The sequence below is a fragment of the Desulfotomaculum defluvii genome (genome assembly GCF_054657375.1).
On sequence record NZ_BAAHYV010000007.1, the window covers coordinates 341,094 to 356,224 of the forward strand.

Annotated in this window: 18 protein-coding genes; 14 read left to right on the forward strand and 4 right to left on the reverse strand. The window is 35.0% G+C overall.

What is annotated here, in order from left to right; translation table 11 throughout:
• Positions 1-44 precede the first annotated feature (44 nt).
• The 10 genes from istA (at position 45) to ACYQ03_RS08765 (ending at position 7,426) form a co-directional block, all read left to right on the forward strand.
• Positions 45-1,514 carry an IS21 family transposase gene (gene istA / locus ACYQ03_RS08720; protein WP_459909265.1) on the forward strand — a complete coding sequence of 490 codons (1,470 nt, stop codon included), beginning with the start codon at positions 45-47 and terminating at the stop codon, positions 1,512-1,514.
• Complete coding sequence (gene istB / locus ACYQ03_RS08725) at positions 1,511-2,284, forward strand: IS21-like element helper ATPase IstB (protein ID WP_459909266.1); 774 nt, start codon at positions 1,511-1,513, stop codon at positions 2,282-2,284. The genes istA and istB overlap by 4 nt, the downstream gene beginning before the upstream one ends.
• A gap of 48 nt (positions 2,285-2,332) precedes the next feature.
• Positions 2,333-3,364 (forward strand): phage portal protein, encoded by a 1,032-nt coding sequence (locus ACYQ03_RS08730; RefSeq protein ID WP_459909267.1) that lies wholly within the window; start codon positions 2,333-2,335, stop codon positions 3,362-3,364.
• 166 nt (positions 3,365-3,530) lie between these two features.
• A complete protein-coding gene (locus ACYQ03_RS08735) occupies positions 3,531-3,689 on the forward strand; it encodes a hypothetical protein (RefSeq protein WP_459909269.1) in 159 nt (52 codons plus the stop codon).
• A gap of 94 nt (positions 3,690-3,783) precedes the next feature.
• The gene (locus tag ACYQ03_RS08740; RefSeq protein ID WP_459909271.1) at positions 3,784-4,362 is read left to right on the forward strand and encodes a DUF4355 domain-containing protein; all 579 of its coding nucleotides are present in this window, start codon (positions 3,784-3,786) and stop codon (positions 4,360-4,362) included.
• A gap of 21 nt (positions 4,363-4,383) precedes the next feature.
• Positions 4,384-5,367 (forward strand): major capsid protein, encoded by a 984-nt coding sequence (locus ACYQ03_RS08745; protein ID WP_459909273.1) that lies wholly within the window; start codon positions 4,384-4,386, stop codon positions 5,365-5,367.
• A 12-nt stretch (positions 5,368-5,379) separates the two neighbouring features.
• Entirely contained in the window at positions 5,380-5,682 is a 303-nt protein-coding gene (locus ACYQ03_RS08750) for a hypothetical protein (protein WP_459909275.1), read from the forward strand.
• 9 nt (positions 5,683-5,691) lie between these two features.
• Positions 5,692-6,000, forward strand: a complete 309-nt coding sequence (locus ACYQ03_RS08755) for a phage head-tail connector protein (RefSeq protein ID WP_459909276.1) — start codon at positions 5,692-5,694, stop codon at positions 5,998-6,000.
• Positions 6,000-6,275, forward strand: coding sequence for a hypothetical protein (locus ACYQ03_RS08760; protein WP_459909277.1), 276 nt, complete (start codon positions 6,000-6,002; stop codon positions 6,273-6,275). The genes ACYQ03_RS08755 and ACYQ03_RS08760 overlap by 1 nt, the downstream gene beginning before the upstream one ends.
• A 2-nt stretch (positions 6,276-6,277) precedes the next feature.
• On the forward strand, positions 6,278-7,426 hold the full coding sequence (locus ACYQ03_RS08765) for an Ig-like domain-containing protein (protein ID WP_459909278.1): 1,149 nt from the start codon (positions 6,278-6,280) through the stop codon (positions 7,424-7,426).
• 11 nt (positions 7,427-7,437) lie between these two features.
• Here ACYQ03_RS08765 and ACYQ03_RS08770 read toward each other — a convergent pair whose 3' ends face one another.
• Complete coding sequence (locus ACYQ03_RS08770; RefSeq protein ID WP_459909280.1) at positions 7,438-7,983, reverse strand: hypothetical protein; 546 nt, start codon at positions 7,981-7,983, stop codon at positions 7,438-7,440.
• Positions 7,984-8,185: 202 nt separating this feature from the next.
• Positions 8,186-9,514 (reverse strand): IS3 family transposase, encoded by a 1,329-nt coding sequence (locus tag ACYQ03_RS08775; protein ID WP_459909281.1) that lies wholly within the window; start codon positions 9,512-9,514, stop codon positions 8,186-8,188.
• 139 nt (positions 9,515-9,653) lie between these two features.
• Between ACYQ03_RS08775 and ACYQ03_RS08780 the strand changes: the two genes are divergently transcribed.
• The 4 genes from ACYQ03_RS08780 (at position 9,654) to ACYQ03_RS08795 (ending at position 13,781) form a co-directional block, all read left to right on the forward strand.
• A complete protein-coding gene (locus ACYQ03_RS08780; protein ID WP_459910782.1) occupies positions 9,654-9,803 on the forward strand; it encodes an SHOCT domain-containing protein in 150 nt (49 codons plus the stop codon).
• Positions 9,804-9,862: 59 nt separating this feature from the next.
• A complete protein-coding gene (locus ACYQ03_RS08785) occupies positions 9,863-11,473 on the forward strand; it encodes a recombinase family protein (RefSeq protein ID WP_459909282.1) in 1,611 nt (536 codons plus the stop codon).
• An 87-nt stretch (positions 11,474-11,560) separates the two neighbouring features.
• Positions 11,561-12,568: an HNH endonuclease gene (locus ACYQ03_RS08790; RefSeq protein WP_459909284.1), complete on the forward strand. Its 1,008-nt coding sequence runs from the start codon at positions 11,561-11,563 to the stop codon at positions 12,566-12,568.
• A 283-nt stretch (positions 12,569-12,851) separates the two neighbouring features.
• Positions 12,852-13,781, forward strand: coding sequence for a hypothetical protein (locus ACYQ03_RS08795; RefSeq protein ID WP_459909285.1), 930 nt, complete (start codon positions 12,852-12,854; stop codon positions 13,779-13,781).
• Between the two features lie 92 nt (positions 13,782-13,873).
• Here ACYQ03_RS08795 and ACYQ03_RS08800 read toward each other — a convergent pair whose 3' ends face one another.
• Positions 13,874-14,539, reverse strand: coding sequence for a DUF1048 domain-containing protein (locus ACYQ03_RS08800; protein WP_459909286.1), 666 nt, complete (start codon positions 14,537-14,539; stop codon positions 13,874-13,876).
• Positions 14,532-14,876, reverse strand: coding sequence for a PadR family transcriptional regulator (locus ACYQ03_RS08805; protein WP_459910783.1), 345 nt, complete (start codon positions 14,874-14,876; stop codon positions 14,532-14,534). The genes ACYQ03_RS08800 and ACYQ03_RS08805 overlap by 8 nt, the downstream gene beginning before the upstream one ends.
• Between the last annotated feature and the right edge of the window lie 255 nt (positions 14,877-15,131).

Consider the following 15,131-nt stretch of genomic DNA (forward strand, 5'->3'; position numbering starts at 1 on the left):
TATGATTGAAGTTGACGAGACAACAACATACAGGAGGAAAGGACATGCTCAAGATGGTCGATATAGAGTATATCAGAAAAAAGCACTTTATTGAAGGTTGGTCAATACGTAAAATCAGCCGTAACCTTAACGTTGCACGGCAGACCGTCCGTAAAGCTCTTCAAAGCTCAGACATACCAAAATACAACCTATCCCAAAACAAGCCTTGTCCAGTTATGGACCCATACAAAAATATCATTAGGGAATGGCTAGAATTCGATAAAACCCAGCCTCCTAAACAACGGCATACTGCCAGACGTATTTTTAACCGACTCTGCGAAGAGTTTGACTTTACTGGCAGCGAATCATCGGTAAGACGTTTCATCCAGTTAGAAAGAAATACAACTAAAGAGGTGTTCGTTCCACTTACAGCTGATTGGGGTGAGCAAGCCCAGGTAGACTGGGGCAGAGCAAAGGTCTACATCAATGATCGCTTAACCGAGGTTTGCCTTTTCTGTCTAAGACTTAAAGCTAGTTTAGTTCCATTTGTTTGGGCCTCTCCTACTGAAAAATTAGAAGCATTTCTAGAAGGTCATAGACTTGCCTTTGAGTGGCTAGGTGGAGTACCCGAGACCATTGTGTATGATAACCCAAAGACAGCAGTTACTAAGATTTTAAAAGGGCCATATAGGGTTGAACACACCATGTTATCTAGCCTAAGAGCCCATTACCTATTTGACAGTGAGTTTTGCACCCCTAGTAGGGCTAACCAGAAGGGTACCGTAGAGAACCTTGTTAAATATGTAAGGCGTAATGCCATGGTTCCCTTACCACGGGTTAATTCCCTTGAAGAACTAAATCAGAAATTAATAAGCTGGTGTGAAAAACAACGCCAAACTAACGCTAAAAATTGGGAATTGGAACGCCTGGAATTAAGACCTTTGCCAGCAAGTCCTTTTAGATGTTGTAAAACCAACGTAGTTAAGGCTAACAGTTTACTTCTGTTCCAGTTTGAACGCAATTATTACTCAGTTCCCATGGATTGTGGACACAAAAGACTCCGGGTAGAAGCATTTGTGGATAAGCTAGAAGTCTATGACAGTAACAAATTAGTAGCTATTCATAACCGTTCCTATAAACGTGGCGAAAAAGTCATGGAACTGGAACACTATCTACCTGTAATTGCACGGAAGCCAAGGGCTGCCAAGAATGCCCTGGTAGTTAGAAAGCTTCCTGAAGTTTACCAAAAACTAAGGGTTATGTTGTGTAAACGTTCTCCGGAAGGATATCGGGAATATGCTAAAATTCTTCTCCTAAACATGGAGTATAATTTCAAAGATGTATTAACTGCCGTAGAAGATAGTCTAAAATCAGGCTACATAGGGCTTGAGCACATACGACAGTTGTTGATATCTAAAGGATTAAGAATAAAACATACAGTCAAAGGGGTCGCCACCAATACACTTCCCAACCTGGACATTCCCGTTGACAGCCCCTCTAAGTTTAATTACCTCATAGGGGGTGCCACAACATGAGTGAGCATTTAGATCCACGGGAGGCCATGGTGGATATCTACTGCAAGCAACTTAAGCTTCCAGGGTTAAAAGCTTCTTTCCGAGAACTGGCCCGGGATGCCATGGAACAAAACCAGACACCCACTTCATTTTTAGCTGCTTGTCTAGCTAAGGAAGTTGAAATACGGGTTCAAAAAAGATTATCTACAAGACTGAAACAAGCTAAATTTAGTGAAATTAAAACTCTGGAAAGCTTTGATTTCACCAGTATTCCTAAACTTCCTAAGACAAAGGTTATCTCCTTGGCAGAATGCAAATTCATCAAAGAACGAGAAAATGTCATTTGCATAGGCCAATCTGGCACTGGTAAGTCGCACATTGCCACAGCCATTGGGATTACAGCTATTCAGCTGGGATACAGGGTAAGATTCATAAAGGTTTATGACCTTATTCAAGAACTTTTAAAGGCAGAGAGTGAGTATCGCCTCCCGAGGTACCTTAAGATCTGGAATAAATATGACCTTGTTATTTTAGATGAGCTTGGCTACATAAACCTTGGTACCGGTAGCCCCCTTCTCTTCCAATTCTGCTCTGAGCGTTATGAACAGGGAAGCCTGGTCATAACTACAAACTTAGATTTTTCACGTTGGGAGGAGGTGTTTGGGGATAATGCACTAACAATCGCTCTCCTAGATCGGTTAACGCACCATGCCCATGTACTTCCGTTTGTGGGTGAGTCTTACCGATTTAAAGAGAGCAAGGAAAAACTAGACCCAGATTTAAATCAATAAACCGCCTCGAGGGTGGTCAATTTTTTGGTTGTCACGGTGGTCAACTTTTTGATTGACATTACTAGCCATTGGGACAAAGAACATAATATCAATTTGCGGAAGCAATCAGAAATCTATGGAGAAGCCTATGAATTAAACTATATCAATAATGACGGAGAATTTTCGGCAACTATACTAACCCATCTGGATGCATTTGTTCTGGAAGATGGAACAGTCGAAAGGAATGTGGTACTGGCCTTACACCAGTTTACTAAAAAGTTTGATGATAAAAAGTACCTTGATGTTTATTCTGATACAGAAATCCTTCATTATGAATTAGGCACTGGCAAAACTAAACTCAATTTCATTGGCAAGCATAATCACATATTTGGCAGGGTGCCGGTAATTACTTGCCTTGCCAATACAGAAAGGAAAAGTGGCTTTCAGGATGTAATATCTCTGTTTGATGCCTATAATGCCTTAAACTCAGACTTAGTAAATGAAATTGCTGATCACCGGAATGCCTATCTTGTCATAGAAAATGCCAAACTTGAACCAGAGGATTTAGCCAACATGAAGAGTATGGGTATTATCCAAGTCCCTAATCAGGCCAAGGTGTATTGGCTCACCAAGGAAATTAATGATTCCTTTGTAAAGAATGAGTTAGATAATATTGAAAGAAAAATATATGACCTTATGGATGAAGTGAATTTCAATGAAAATTGGGCATCCAATACCTCATCATTGGCATTAAGAAATAAACTTTTGGACTTGGAAAATAGAGTATCAATGAAAGAAGCAATAATGGAAAAGGTAATCAAACAGAGGCTAAAGAACCTCTTTATTTTTTTGTCCAAAAAAGAAGGAAAGACCTATGATTACCGAGATATTGCAGTTAAGTTTACTAGAAATTTGCCAACTGATTTAGTTGGCTTGGCAGATGTGATTGTTAAATTGAAGGAAGTTTGTTCTCAGGAAACCTTACTGGCCTTGCTGCCATTTGTAGAAAATCCCAAATTAGAGGTACAGAAATTTAAGGCTGGAATCAGCGATAATTCAGAAATAAATAACTCAAAAAATCTGGGTGAAATAGTGGTCTAAAATTTGGTTAGGTCACATTATACCACCCAACAAATTTGAGTAGCTTATACGGCAAATTCGCAAAATTGTAGAAATGTCTCTTACCCCTTGGAAATTAAGGGCTAAGGGGCATTTTTTTATGCAATTAATTTGCCCGTTTTTATAGGGGATTGGAGGTGGAATTTGTGTGGCAAGAATTAATGATTCTATAAAACAGAATATGGGTTTTTGGCTAACCGATGCCGGAGAAATTCAATATCATCCAAAATGTGCCAGATGTAAGCATCAATGCAAGCAATCTTTCAGATGTATTAAAGTAATCTGCCCAAAGTATGAACGAAGATAATCCTGTCCTGAGTAAGACATTAAACTGCTCAAATTTAATTTATAGCGTTTCTGGTTCAGTGAGTCAGAGGGGCAAATGAAAGGAGAAGTCTATTATGACATTAGAAGAAGTGAAAAAGTATATCGAGGAAAACAAAGGAAATGGTGAATTACAGGCATATCTTCAGGGCTTGATAAGTGTTGAAGGGGTGCAGAAGTATTTAACAGAAAACGAGGATGGCAAACGGTGGCTGGATAGTGAAAAGGATAAGCACTTAGATAAGGGCTTAAGAACATGGCAAGACAACCATTTACAAAAAGAAATTGATAAGAAGATCAAGGAGCTATATCCCGAAGAAACCGAGGAAAAAAAACAGCTTAGAGAACTAAACGCCAAAATTGAAAAGATGGAGCTAGAAAAACAACGTGAAATACTGAAAAATAAGGCTTTGACCATAGCTTCTGAAAAGAAACTTCCTATTAATAAGCTGGTTGATTTATTTATTACAGCAGATGAAGAAACAACCTTGTCTAATATCAGCAAATTTGAAGGAGTATTCGGTTCTTCTGTACAGGCTGCGGTAGAAGAAAGGCTTAAGGTGGATGGCTATACTCCACCCAACAATAATGGCAATACACAACCTAAAGATTTAAATGATGCTTTAAAAGATTACTACGCAAACCAAAATAAATAAATTTGAGAGGAGAATGATATTATGTCAGTAACATTAGAACAAGCCAAATTAAATACACAGGATGCAATTCAAGCAGGGGTGATTGATGAATTCAGAAAGAGTTCATACATATTGGACAATATTATTTTTGATGATGCGGTAACTCCTGGAACTAACGGTGCCACTCTTACATATGGATATACCCGGCTTATTACTCAACCAACAGCGGCATTCAGAGCAATAAATAGTGAATATACTGCTCAAGAAGTAACCAAGGACAGATACACTGTAGAATTAAAACCCTTTGGTGGTTCCTTTCAGATTGATAGGGTAATTGCCAGTACAGGTGGATTAATTGACGAAGTGAATCTTCAAGTACAGCAAAAAGTAAAAGCAGCCAGGGCATTATTCCATGACACAATTATTAACGGAGATTCTGCTGTGGATGCTAATTCCTTTGATGGATTAAATAAAGCAATCACTGGATCAAGCACAGAGTTTAATACTAATGCATTGATTGATTTGTCAACTTCGGCAGCGGTAGATACAAATTATAAAGAGTTCCTAGATTTATTGGATGAGTTTCTTTCTAACCTTGATGGAAAGCCAACCTTCCTGGGTGGGAACTCCAAATTGATTACTAAAATAAAAGCAGTTGCTAGAAGGGCAGGATATTTAACTCAAAGTGAAGATGCTTTTGGTAGAAAGGTAGATAATTATGATGGTATTGTTCTTGTTGACCTTGGAGCTAAGGTAGGAAGTAACGATCCTGTAATTTCTGTTGTAAATACCAGAAAGCCAAATGGCACAGATATAGTCACAGGGCTTACTGACCTCTACGCAGCAAGACTGTCTTTAGATGGTTTTCATGCGGTATCCCTTGCCAATCAAGATTTAGTTAAAATATGGCTTCCTGATTTTACTACTGCTGGAGCAGTTAAGAACGGTGAAGTTGAAATGGTTGCTGCTGTGGCACTTAAAGCAACTAAAAGTGCTGGAGTATTTAGGAATATCAAAGTAACTTAACGGAGGGAAAATATGGCTAAGGTATACTGCAATAATAAGCAATACAATGGTATATCGGCCAGTGTAAACTTTGTTAACGGGGTAGGGGTCACTGATGATCCCTACCTCGTTTTATGGTTTGCAGAACATGGCTATACCGTTGATGAAGAAAAAAGGGAACCAGTTATTTATGATTCTATGGGTTATAAGGAGCTTACTGATCTGGCTAAGGAAAGGGGCTTTAATGGTATCGGTATGAAAAAGGAAGGGTTAATCAAAGCATTAATAGCATGGGATAAGGAAAATGAAGCTAAACCAGAAACTGAATATAAGTAGGTGATATTTTTGACCATCTTAGAAATTGTAAAAATGCTACTTGGTATAGATGCCAGTGGCATATCAAAAGACAATATTCTAACCCACTTTATTAAGAAAGCGAGGGACATAGCTCTTGGTTACTGTAATATTGCGGAACTTCCTGAATCATATAATGATGTATTGGCTGATTTTACCGTATATCTATATAAAAACAGAGATGTTGAGGGCATTGCCAGTAAAACCGAAGGAGAAAGAAGTGTAAAACTTGGCCAAGGAATACCGGAATCAATAAAACTGGCCTTACCCCTTCCTAAAATTAAGGTAGGGTGCCAGTAATGTTTAATGATACAGAAGTCAAAATCTATTCGGATAATATTTTTTCTTCCTATTTAAATGTTATCAATGCAGATGTCCAACCCTACTCAAAAAGCATTACCTTTGAGGATGGTTTCCAGATTGATATTACCAAGAGAATGTTTTGTGATAGGGATGCATCAGTAACCCAAGAAAGCTATCTGGAAATAGAAAATAAAAAGTTTAAGGTTATGGAAATTAAAGAATGGGATGATTATTTGGAAGTTTACCTGTATGAATTAGTTAGGCAGGTGTAGCCATGAAGGGCATAGATGGAATGATTGACTTTTTCCTTTTTGAAAAGGGAGAAGATATAACAATAAATGGAATTGAGCAACGTGCTTTAATAATAGATGCTCAGGACAAATTAACATATTACGATGACAAAATTATCCGGTGCAAATACCAAATCCAAACTGGAGATATTGTTGAATATAACAATTCATATTACATAATCATCAGCCAGATTGACAAGAAAGAAAAATCATACAGAGCCAGGATTAGAAAATGCAGTTATAGAATAGCCTTCAATTGGTCAGGAAACATCAAATGGTTTGATTGTATTGAAGAAAGTAATACATTTGATATTTCATCCGGCAATTATATATCTTTACCAACAGGTAATATTAATATTTTTGTTCAGAACAATGCTGAAACTAAGGATATTTTTCTGGGGCAGCGATTTTATGTGACTAATCAACCATTCAAAGTAAATGGAATAGATAAATCACAACCTGGTCTTATTAAGCTAAATTGTGAGTTGGATTCTATAAGTACTGCCGATGATGTTGAAAACAATATTGTAGACCGCTGGAAATATGAAATAAGCCATACCTATACATTGACCATCAATAACGGGGACACAGCCAATGTCCTTTTAAATGATATTATACAATTAAATTTATCAGTAACTGATAATGGAACTGCGGTAGAGAACCCAGTGGTTACTTTTACCAGCAGCGATTCAAATATTGTAAGTATTGATAATACAGGCAAAGTTATGGGGATAGCCCCTGGACAAGCAATTATAACCGCCAAGCTTACATATCATGATACGGTTTCAGATTCAATTACGATAACCACTATAGAAACCCTTACTCACAGTTATACTGTTTTGATAACCGGAAGTACCACAATAAGGCTTGGAATGAGCCAATCCTATGTTGCCCATATATATGATAATGGTACTGAAGTCTTTGATAAATCTGTAGTATGGAGCGTAAGGAATCAAGATGGGACTACTTCCCCTGCCTATGCCACCATTACTGCAAGTACAGGAAATAGTGTAACAATTAAAGCCGTTAGTAGTAGTACATATTTAAATAGGTACGTAGTTCTCAGATCAACGCTTTCGGATGATGAGACTGTATTTAAAGAGTTTTCGGTACAATTAAAGAGTTTGTTCTAAAATGCATACTATTAGGGTATATAAACATTTCGTTTTAATACAAATCTTTTTTCACCAAATTCAATAACATTATCACTTACCCTTTTAATTAAAATATCTTCCCTAGGATATTCCTTGTAAAGTTGTTTAACTAGTAAAATACCAGGGAATATCTTCTTTTCTTGACGAACAACAATACCACAAGCTGTTGTGGCTCCACCATTTGTCTGATAAGCCGTTATAAAAGAAGATTTGAGATTTAAATGATGAATAGGCATAAAAGCATATTGGTAACTAAAAGTAACGATACCTATAAAAATGATAAAAGCAAATGGAATGGCTATTAAGCATGGTATTATCAAAATAATCACGTTTATTATTTTTAGTAGCAAGGATTTTAAAGGGAAGCCTTTTACAACTAAAATCCAAGGGATAAAAAGTAAAAATAATACAAATATTTGGTTAGCAATCTGGTACTGAAATCTTAATACCGGAAAAAAGAAATTAAGAAGCCCTAAAATATAGATTAGCAGTAGAATAAAATAAATAATGAGTCTTCTTTTGATTAATATTTCCATCAAGTTACCCCTCAACTTATTTTTATTGGTAATTCAATAGGTAAGGTATATATTCCTTCGTAACCAATTTATATGTTTTTAAATTGAAAGATAAATGGCTTGTTATAAAGACTTTTTAATAGAAAATATAGGAGTTTTTATAGATTCTTTAGTGGGTGTAAATAAAGTGGACCCTATGTCAAGGACAGTTTAAAAAAGAGAATTAGGCTGCTAAAAGCTGGTTCCTGTATTGTACAGGGGCCAGCTTTTTTAATCCCCATTGATATCTATGGTTGTTATAGTAATTGATATAGTGGTCAATTAGTTTTTCTACTTCTTGAAACGTATTACAGGTTCGATAATCAATTTCATCCTTCATGTGACCAAAGAAGGATTCTTGTGGAGCGTTGTCCCAACAGTTGCCACGCCTAGACATAGATTGGCCTAAACCATATTTCTTGAGAAGCCTCTGGAACGTTGGACTGGTATAATGGCATCCTTGATCGGAATGAACAAATGCTTCAGAATGCAGTAGTTCACTGTTATGATTTATCAAGTTTTCAATGGTTTTTGTGGCAATATCTAAGGTGATGCGCTCAGATACATGATAAGAAAGAATTTCATTTGTAGAAGCATCTTTAATTGTTGATAAATAGGCCATTTTAGATACACCAAATGGAAGATATGTAATATCAGTTAGAAGTACCTTTCCAGGAATACGCTGTTTGAATTGTCTATTTAAAAGATTGGGAACTACCCTATGTTCTTTTGTGGCTTTTGCCATCCGTCGGTAAGGATTAGCCTTCCTGATTGGACATTTAATATCATATTTACGCATGATTCTTTGTATCCGTTTTCTATTAAACACCAATTCGAATTCCTGTTCTAATACCATTTTTATTGAACGTGAGCCTTTCTTGTATCCATGCTTGTAATAGGCGTTAAGAATCATATCCCTTGCATGGAGGTCTTTTTCTTCCTGTAACTGTCGAGTTTCTTCAGACGACAAGTAATTGTAATACCCAGACCGTGAAACCCCCAACATATCACAGAAATACGATACCATACCCTTCATTTTATATTTTGAAATGGTGTCGTTAATTAACTGAAATATATCACTTGTTGCGAGACTTTTTCCTGTGTTTACCATCCTCCTTTCGATTTTGTCTAACTTTTTTAGCAGTTCTATTTGCTCCTCGAGTAACTTTATCTTTGCCTCCTGGCGGGTAATAATTTCTTCTTGTGAAAGTTCATTAATCCGTGGACGACCGGAATTTTCTGTACGAGTATCTCTTAGTCCTAAGATTCCATCTTCATTATAGGACCTAATCCATCTGTAAGCAGCCTGCTCATATCGTTTTACTCCAATAATATCAATATCGAATCCAGCATCCGTAAATATAGCTCGAGGCAACTTACCCTTCAAGTATTGGTCAATGAACAAACGCTTAAAATCATTGGTGTATGTGATGGAACGTTCAGAAACCTTAGCAACATAGGGGTTTATCTCCAGTTTTTTGATGTCATCGGATGAAAATATAATTTTGCTCACTTTATCCTTCCTCCTGTTGCTATGATTGTACAAAAAAAGAACCCTATGGGTAAAACACTTTTTTTCAAGTGTTCATTCCATAGGGTCCATTTTAAAAAGCCCACTCTTTTTAATTTTTGGAAGGAGAAGATTGCTTTTGATGAATCAAAGTACAGTCAATTATCAATTGAGTTTACATATATTAAATTCCCTAAGAGAAATGAATCTGATTACCGAGGAAGAGTTTGCTGCCATAGATAAGGAGAATCAAAAATCCTTTCAAGTCCAGATATGTCAAGGATTAAGTTGATTAATGCGGACACCAATTATATCATGTGACCACAAAAAGAATAGAAAGGAAGGATTATATTGGCAGCAAAATCAGCAAAGAAAGTTGCGGTTATTCCTGCTAAACCCATTGAGGTTATACAGGGGCTACCTGAAAACTCAAAGAAAAAAGTTTGTGCCTATTGCAGGGTGAGTACAGATCATAGGGAACAAGAATCCAGTTATGAATCACAAGTAACTTATTATACTGCCTATATTAAAAATAAACCTGAATGGACTTTTGTTGATATATATGCCGATGAGGGGATTTCAGGAACCAGCACTAAGAATAGGGATGAATTCAAAAGAATGATTGAGGATTGTATGGAAGGAAAAATAGATATCATTATCACAAAATCGATTTCGCGTTTTGCTAGGAACACCCTTGATTGTTTACGTTTTGTACGGAAGCTTAAAGATAAAGGCGTTGCAGTATTTTTCGAAAAGGAGAATATCAATAGCCTTGATTCTAAAGGGGAAGTCCTACTTACTATCCTTAGTTCACTAGCCCAAGACGAAAGCCGTAATATTTCAGAAAATGTTAAATGGGGGATAGCATGCCAGTTTCAAAATGGTAAAACAATAGTTAATACTACCAGATTCTTAGGCTATGATAAGGATGAAAACGGGGAACTCATAATTAATGAAGAAGAGGCCAAATTGGTTAGGCGTATATACAGGGAATACCTAGAGGGTAAGAGCTATAATGCTATAGCCAAAGGATTAACGAAGGATGGAATAAAGACGGTAACTGGTGGTACAAAATGGTGGGATTCTACAATTACTGGTATACTAACTAACGAGAAATATTATGGTGATTTGCTTTTGCAAAAAACAATAACTGTTGATTTTTTAGATCATAAAAGGGTTGATAACAAGGGGCAAGCTCAGCAATATTTAATAGAAGGAAACCATGAGCCTATCATCTCTAAAGAAATATTTGATAAGGTACAGGATGAGAAGGAAAGAAGAGCATTATTAAAGGGTAATCTAGTAGGGGATCGGCATAAATACTCCAGCAAATATTCTTTCAGTGGAAAGGTCATCTGTGGTGACTGTGGCAACATTTTTAAACGGAGAACTTGGAACAGCAAAAGCAAATACAAGAAAATTGTATGGCAGTGCAAAACATACATTGTGGATGGTAAAGAAGCTTGTGATGCCAAGGCTGTGGGTGAACAAGTTCTAATGGATGCTTTCGTTAGGGTATTTAACAGGATTAATGAAAATAAAGATGACTTTATTAAAACACTAACTGAGAATATTGAAAAAGTACTGTCTGGGAAAAGTGCCAATAAGGAAATGGATGCTTTGGATAATCAGATTGAGATTATGAAAAATGACCTTAAGGGACTTATAAAGTTTCAGATACGAAACAATATTGATGATGGAGTTTATAAAGAGGAATACTGGAAATTGTCCAATGAGCTTGAGGAACTGCGGAGACAGAAGGCCAAGTTGGAAAAGGAGAATAGTAATAGGGAAGATTATCGGCAAAGGGTTAATGAGATTATTGAAGTGCTGGGTAAACAGGAATTACTAACTGAATTTGATGATAAGATTTTTAATGCGTTGGTTGAGAAGATAGAAGTTCTCTCACCAACGCATTTTGTTTTTGTATTAAAGAGTGGGATGAGGGTGGAGGAAGTGTAATAATTAATTGAAAAATAACCAAATTATTCTTACAATAGAGTAAAGCATTGAACGATTGCTTTACTCTATTTTTTCGGAGGTAAATTGATGGCTAAGTATGCTGAAGGATTGGGAAATGAAATTGTTAATGCTGTTAATAATGGAGAAATATCAGAACCATTAGACTATAAGAAAGTAGAATCTTTTTTTAAAAAAAAGGGTTATAGTGTTCCTGAAAACTATATAAGAGTCATTCTTTCAAATTCAACAGAAAATAATCATAGTCCTACATATACTAAGTATTTTATTCGTGTTTCTAAGGGAAAGTATATACTTCATCCTGATTATAGAAAGAAACTGAATTATTATTGGCTAAATAATTCTGAAAATTATGAATGGTCATTTTCTGGTGTTAATGTAGTCAGAAAACAGACCTATTCAAACCTTAATGAAGATGGTGATAAGAGGAAAAACCAAAGTTGTTTTCAAAACATTAATATTGGTGATAAAGTTTTAGCTTATGAAACAGGTGAAATAAAGGCAATTACAGCAATCTGTGTAGTTATTGGTAAATATGAGGAAAATGATGAGATATTAGTTGAATTTCAAATACTGAAGCGTTTTGAAAAGTTTTTAACTTTAGATAAAATGAAAACAAATCAAAAATTAAGTGACTGTAGTGTTGTTGGATTACACAGAGGAACATTGTTTGATATAAGAAAAAAACACTTTAAAGAAATTGCACAAATGCTTGATACTATTAATACTTCCAAGGATTACTATGAGTTACTTGAAAAAGAAGTCCAAGAATCAAGAAAACTAACTAATGAGGAGAGAAAAAAACGATTAGAAAGTAGAGAGAGTAATATTCCTGACAGAATTGAAAGGGTAAGTAATGACTTTAAAAGAAACCCCGATGTCATAGTAGAAGTTCTTGAACGAGCTAATGGAATATGTGAGGAATGCAGAAAGCCAGCACCATTCAATAGAGCTTCCGACGGAACCCCCTACCTTGAGGTGCATCATATAATAAGATTAGCAGATGGAGGAGAGGATACTGTTGATAATGCAATTGCCGTTTGTCCCAACTGTCATAGGAAATTGCATTTTGGTTAATAAAATTACAGTTATGATTGCAAAATCTGATTATTATAAAAGTAATAAGTTATTTCATTAAGTTAAAAAGCGCAAAATAATCTGGGCTATATTTGGCAGGTAATATGAAAAATGTAAATAAAAATAACTAAATTGGTTGGTAGCATCTTTATGGTATACAAAAGAAAGTATTTTATATATTGGTTAGGTTTTGGACAACTCAGACTTTAGAATTAAATCATATAATGCTAGCAATTTTAATTAGAGATATATAGGATTAGTTTGAAGAAATGGTGGGTTATGTATGGATTCTAAAAGGCCTATGATTTTGTTATGTGAAGAACTATTAAAGCCTATAAATAATACATTGAGTGATTATAATAATATAAGAATAGATATAGAGAATATAGACAAGAAAAGTCTGATAAATAGTATATTTGTTTATGTTTTTGCATTATTTGAGGTTTCGTTGAATCATACACTAGAATATTTTTTAAATGCTCAACCTAAAAATCTTGAAAATAAAGAAATTAAAGTTGACAGAGATTTACTAATAGAAAGTGTCTTTCCACAGGATATTATTAAAAATCATGTTGAAAATTATGTGATTAGGTTATCCTATCTCTCATTAGTTGAATATATTAAAGAATATTGCAAAATTTTCGGCATTGTACCTAATATTAATGAAGATTATTTTAATAGGCTCATAGAGAAAAAGGCTACCAGGAATCTACTGTTACATAATAACTTGAAAATTAACAGCAAGTATATTGAAACTGCTGGAAAATGCAAAAGGGGCAATGACATTGGGAAGAATCTAGAAATTAATAAAAAATATATTTTTGATTCAATTGAGATCATTAGTGATTTATTAATAAATATAAAGAAAACATTACAAGATAAGTATAAAAAATATACAAAGGAAAAAGTTTTGAGGGATATATGGAATTACTTATTTCAAAGTCCTTTAATGAGTTTTGACATGTTTTGGATTGTGGAAAATGGTCAAGTCAAAGGATTTAACTCGGATATTGCTTCAAAATATATGAACAGCCTTTCCAGTTCAGAAAAAACGATTCTTTCTATATGGTTAATGCAGTTTAACACCTCAATTGTTGATAAATATTATAAATTTAGTGATTTATCAATGTGGGTTTCACTTGAAGGAAGTAAACAAGAAGTCATTTTTTTATTACAAGTATTAAATAAACATCCTTACCTATTATATGGTTAACGAAACCATATATCCCTTTTACCGTCTCCACACATGTGGAGTGCGTGGTAAGGATAGAAAGTAAATAGCTTGATTTCAGCGTATCAATGCAACTATCTCCTTTTATTAAAAAATCTTACGATCAAATAAGAGGGTATCAGTACAATGGCTACGTAATGAAACTGTGTGGTGAATAAAACATAGTTATTCATTTTATAAGAGAGAAACCCTGGTAGGAATATAAATAATCCTAGTAATGCACCAACTAAGAACCTATATGCTTTTGAATTATTAGTTAGTTTAAAACTATTTTTACCAATAAATCCTACGATAGCATATGCAATCGCTAGAACTGTGACTATTTTAAAAACAAGACCAAGCGTTAAATTATACTCAAGTATTATTTGTTTATTTTCTATCATTACAGGTAAAATATCGAAAAGTAAATTAATAGAACACATAAAAATCATGCTGAACAAAAATAACTCAATAAAAGTAAAAAAACTTGCCCAAAGTTTTTCTTTTGGGGAGTTTTCAATGATACTATCGCAGAAAAGCTTGTAGTCACTGCCTATGACCTGGTTTATTGACTCTCCCCTTTGCTGGGCACTTATAAACATGTCTAGGATTTGCTGAATAGCTTCTTCGGTGTGCAGCGCGCCCATTGAACTAGTTCGTAAATAGCAGACTATATCAGTAAAGATCATATCATTCTCAGGGGTTAGTTTTTTACTAAGCTCAAAATTATTTTGAATAAATTTTTGGATTTCACTATTCATTTTCAACACCTCTTTGACAATCCATAAAAAGACGGTTAACGTTACTTTGTAATTCAAGCCAATTGTTATAAAAACTATTTAGTTCTTCCTCTCCAAGTGGCGATAATTTATAGTACTTTCTTTTTGGGCCAAAGGGGGAGTCCTTCTTAATTGACTCTAACAGACCGTTTCTCTCAAGTCTAATGAGTAAAGGGTAAATTGTGCCTTCACATATTTCGGAAAATCCGTGTTGTTTTAACTTTTCAGAGATTTCATATCCGTAAGTTTCTGAGTCATTTATCACCTTTAATATACATCCTTCAAGTGTTCCCTTTAGGAGCTGAGATTTATCATTAATAAAAACCACCTACCTTGCATAGCAAGTTACCACTATATTGTAATGCAATATAGCTGAAATGTAAATTTTTTTTAGCTGAATATTATTGAAAAAGATCGATAGTGTGTGGTAAGGATAGAAAGAAGATAGGTTTGGAAATCCTTGTTTTTTGCAGTCCTTGAGGGTTCTCACTTGGTTAGTGTAGAAAAAGCACAGAGCTACAAAATGTGTAACTAACAGAGAAGTGCTCAATATTTCAGTTTTATGAAATACATA

What these genes read in the sequence shown, in the direction of transcription:
- istA (WP_459909265.1), top strand. Translation starts at nt 45, where the DNA reads ATGCTCAAGATGGTCGATATAGAGTATATCAGAAAAAAGCACTTTATT.
- istB (WP_459909266.1), top strand. Translation starts at nt 1,511, where the DNA reads ATGAGTGAGCATTTAGATCCACGGGAGGCCATGGTGGATATCTACTGC.
- ACYQ03_RS08740 (WP_459909271.1), top strand. Translation starts at nt 3,784, where the DNA reads ATGACATTAGAAGAAGTGAAAAAGTATATCGAGGAAAACAAAGGAAAT.
- ACYQ03_RS08745 (WP_459909273.1), top strand. Translation starts at nt 4,384, where the DNA reads ATGTCAGTAACATTAGAACAAGCCAAATTAAATACACAGGATGCAATT.
- ACYQ03_RS08750 (WP_459909275.1), top strand. Translation starts at nt 5,380, where the DNA reads ATGGCTAAGGTATACTGCAATAATAAGCAATACAATGGTATATCGGCC.
- ACYQ03_RS08760 (WP_459909277.1), top strand. Translation starts at nt 6,000, where the DNA reads ATGTTTAATGATACAGAAGTCAAAATCTATTCGGATAATATTTTTTCT.
- ACYQ03_RS08765 (WP_459909278.1), top strand. Translation starts at nt 6,278, where the DNA reads ATGAAGGGCATAGATGGAATGATTGACTTTTTCCTTTTTGAAAAGGGA.
- ACYQ03_RS08770 (WP_459909280.1), bottom strand. Translation starts at nt 7,983, where the DNA reads ATGGAAATATTAATCAAAAGAAGACTCATTATTTATTTTATTCTACTG.
- ACYQ03_RS08780 (WP_459910782.1), top strand. Translation starts at nt 9,654, where the DNA reads ATGAATCAAAGTACAGTCAATTATCAATTGAGTTTACATATATTAAAT.
- ACYQ03_RS08790 (WP_459909284.1), top strand. Translation starts at nt 11,561, where the DNA reads ATGGCTAAGTATGCTGAAGGATTGGGAAATGAAATTGTTAATGCTGTT.
- ACYQ03_RS08795 (WP_459909285.1), top strand. Translation starts at nt 12,852, where the DNA reads ATGGATTCTAAAAGGCCTATGATTTTGTTATGTGAAGAACTATTAAAG.
- ACYQ03_RS08800 (WP_459909286.1), bottom strand. Translation starts at nt 14,539, where the DNA reads ATGAATAGTGAAATCCAAAAATTTATTCAAAATAATTTTGAGCTTAGT.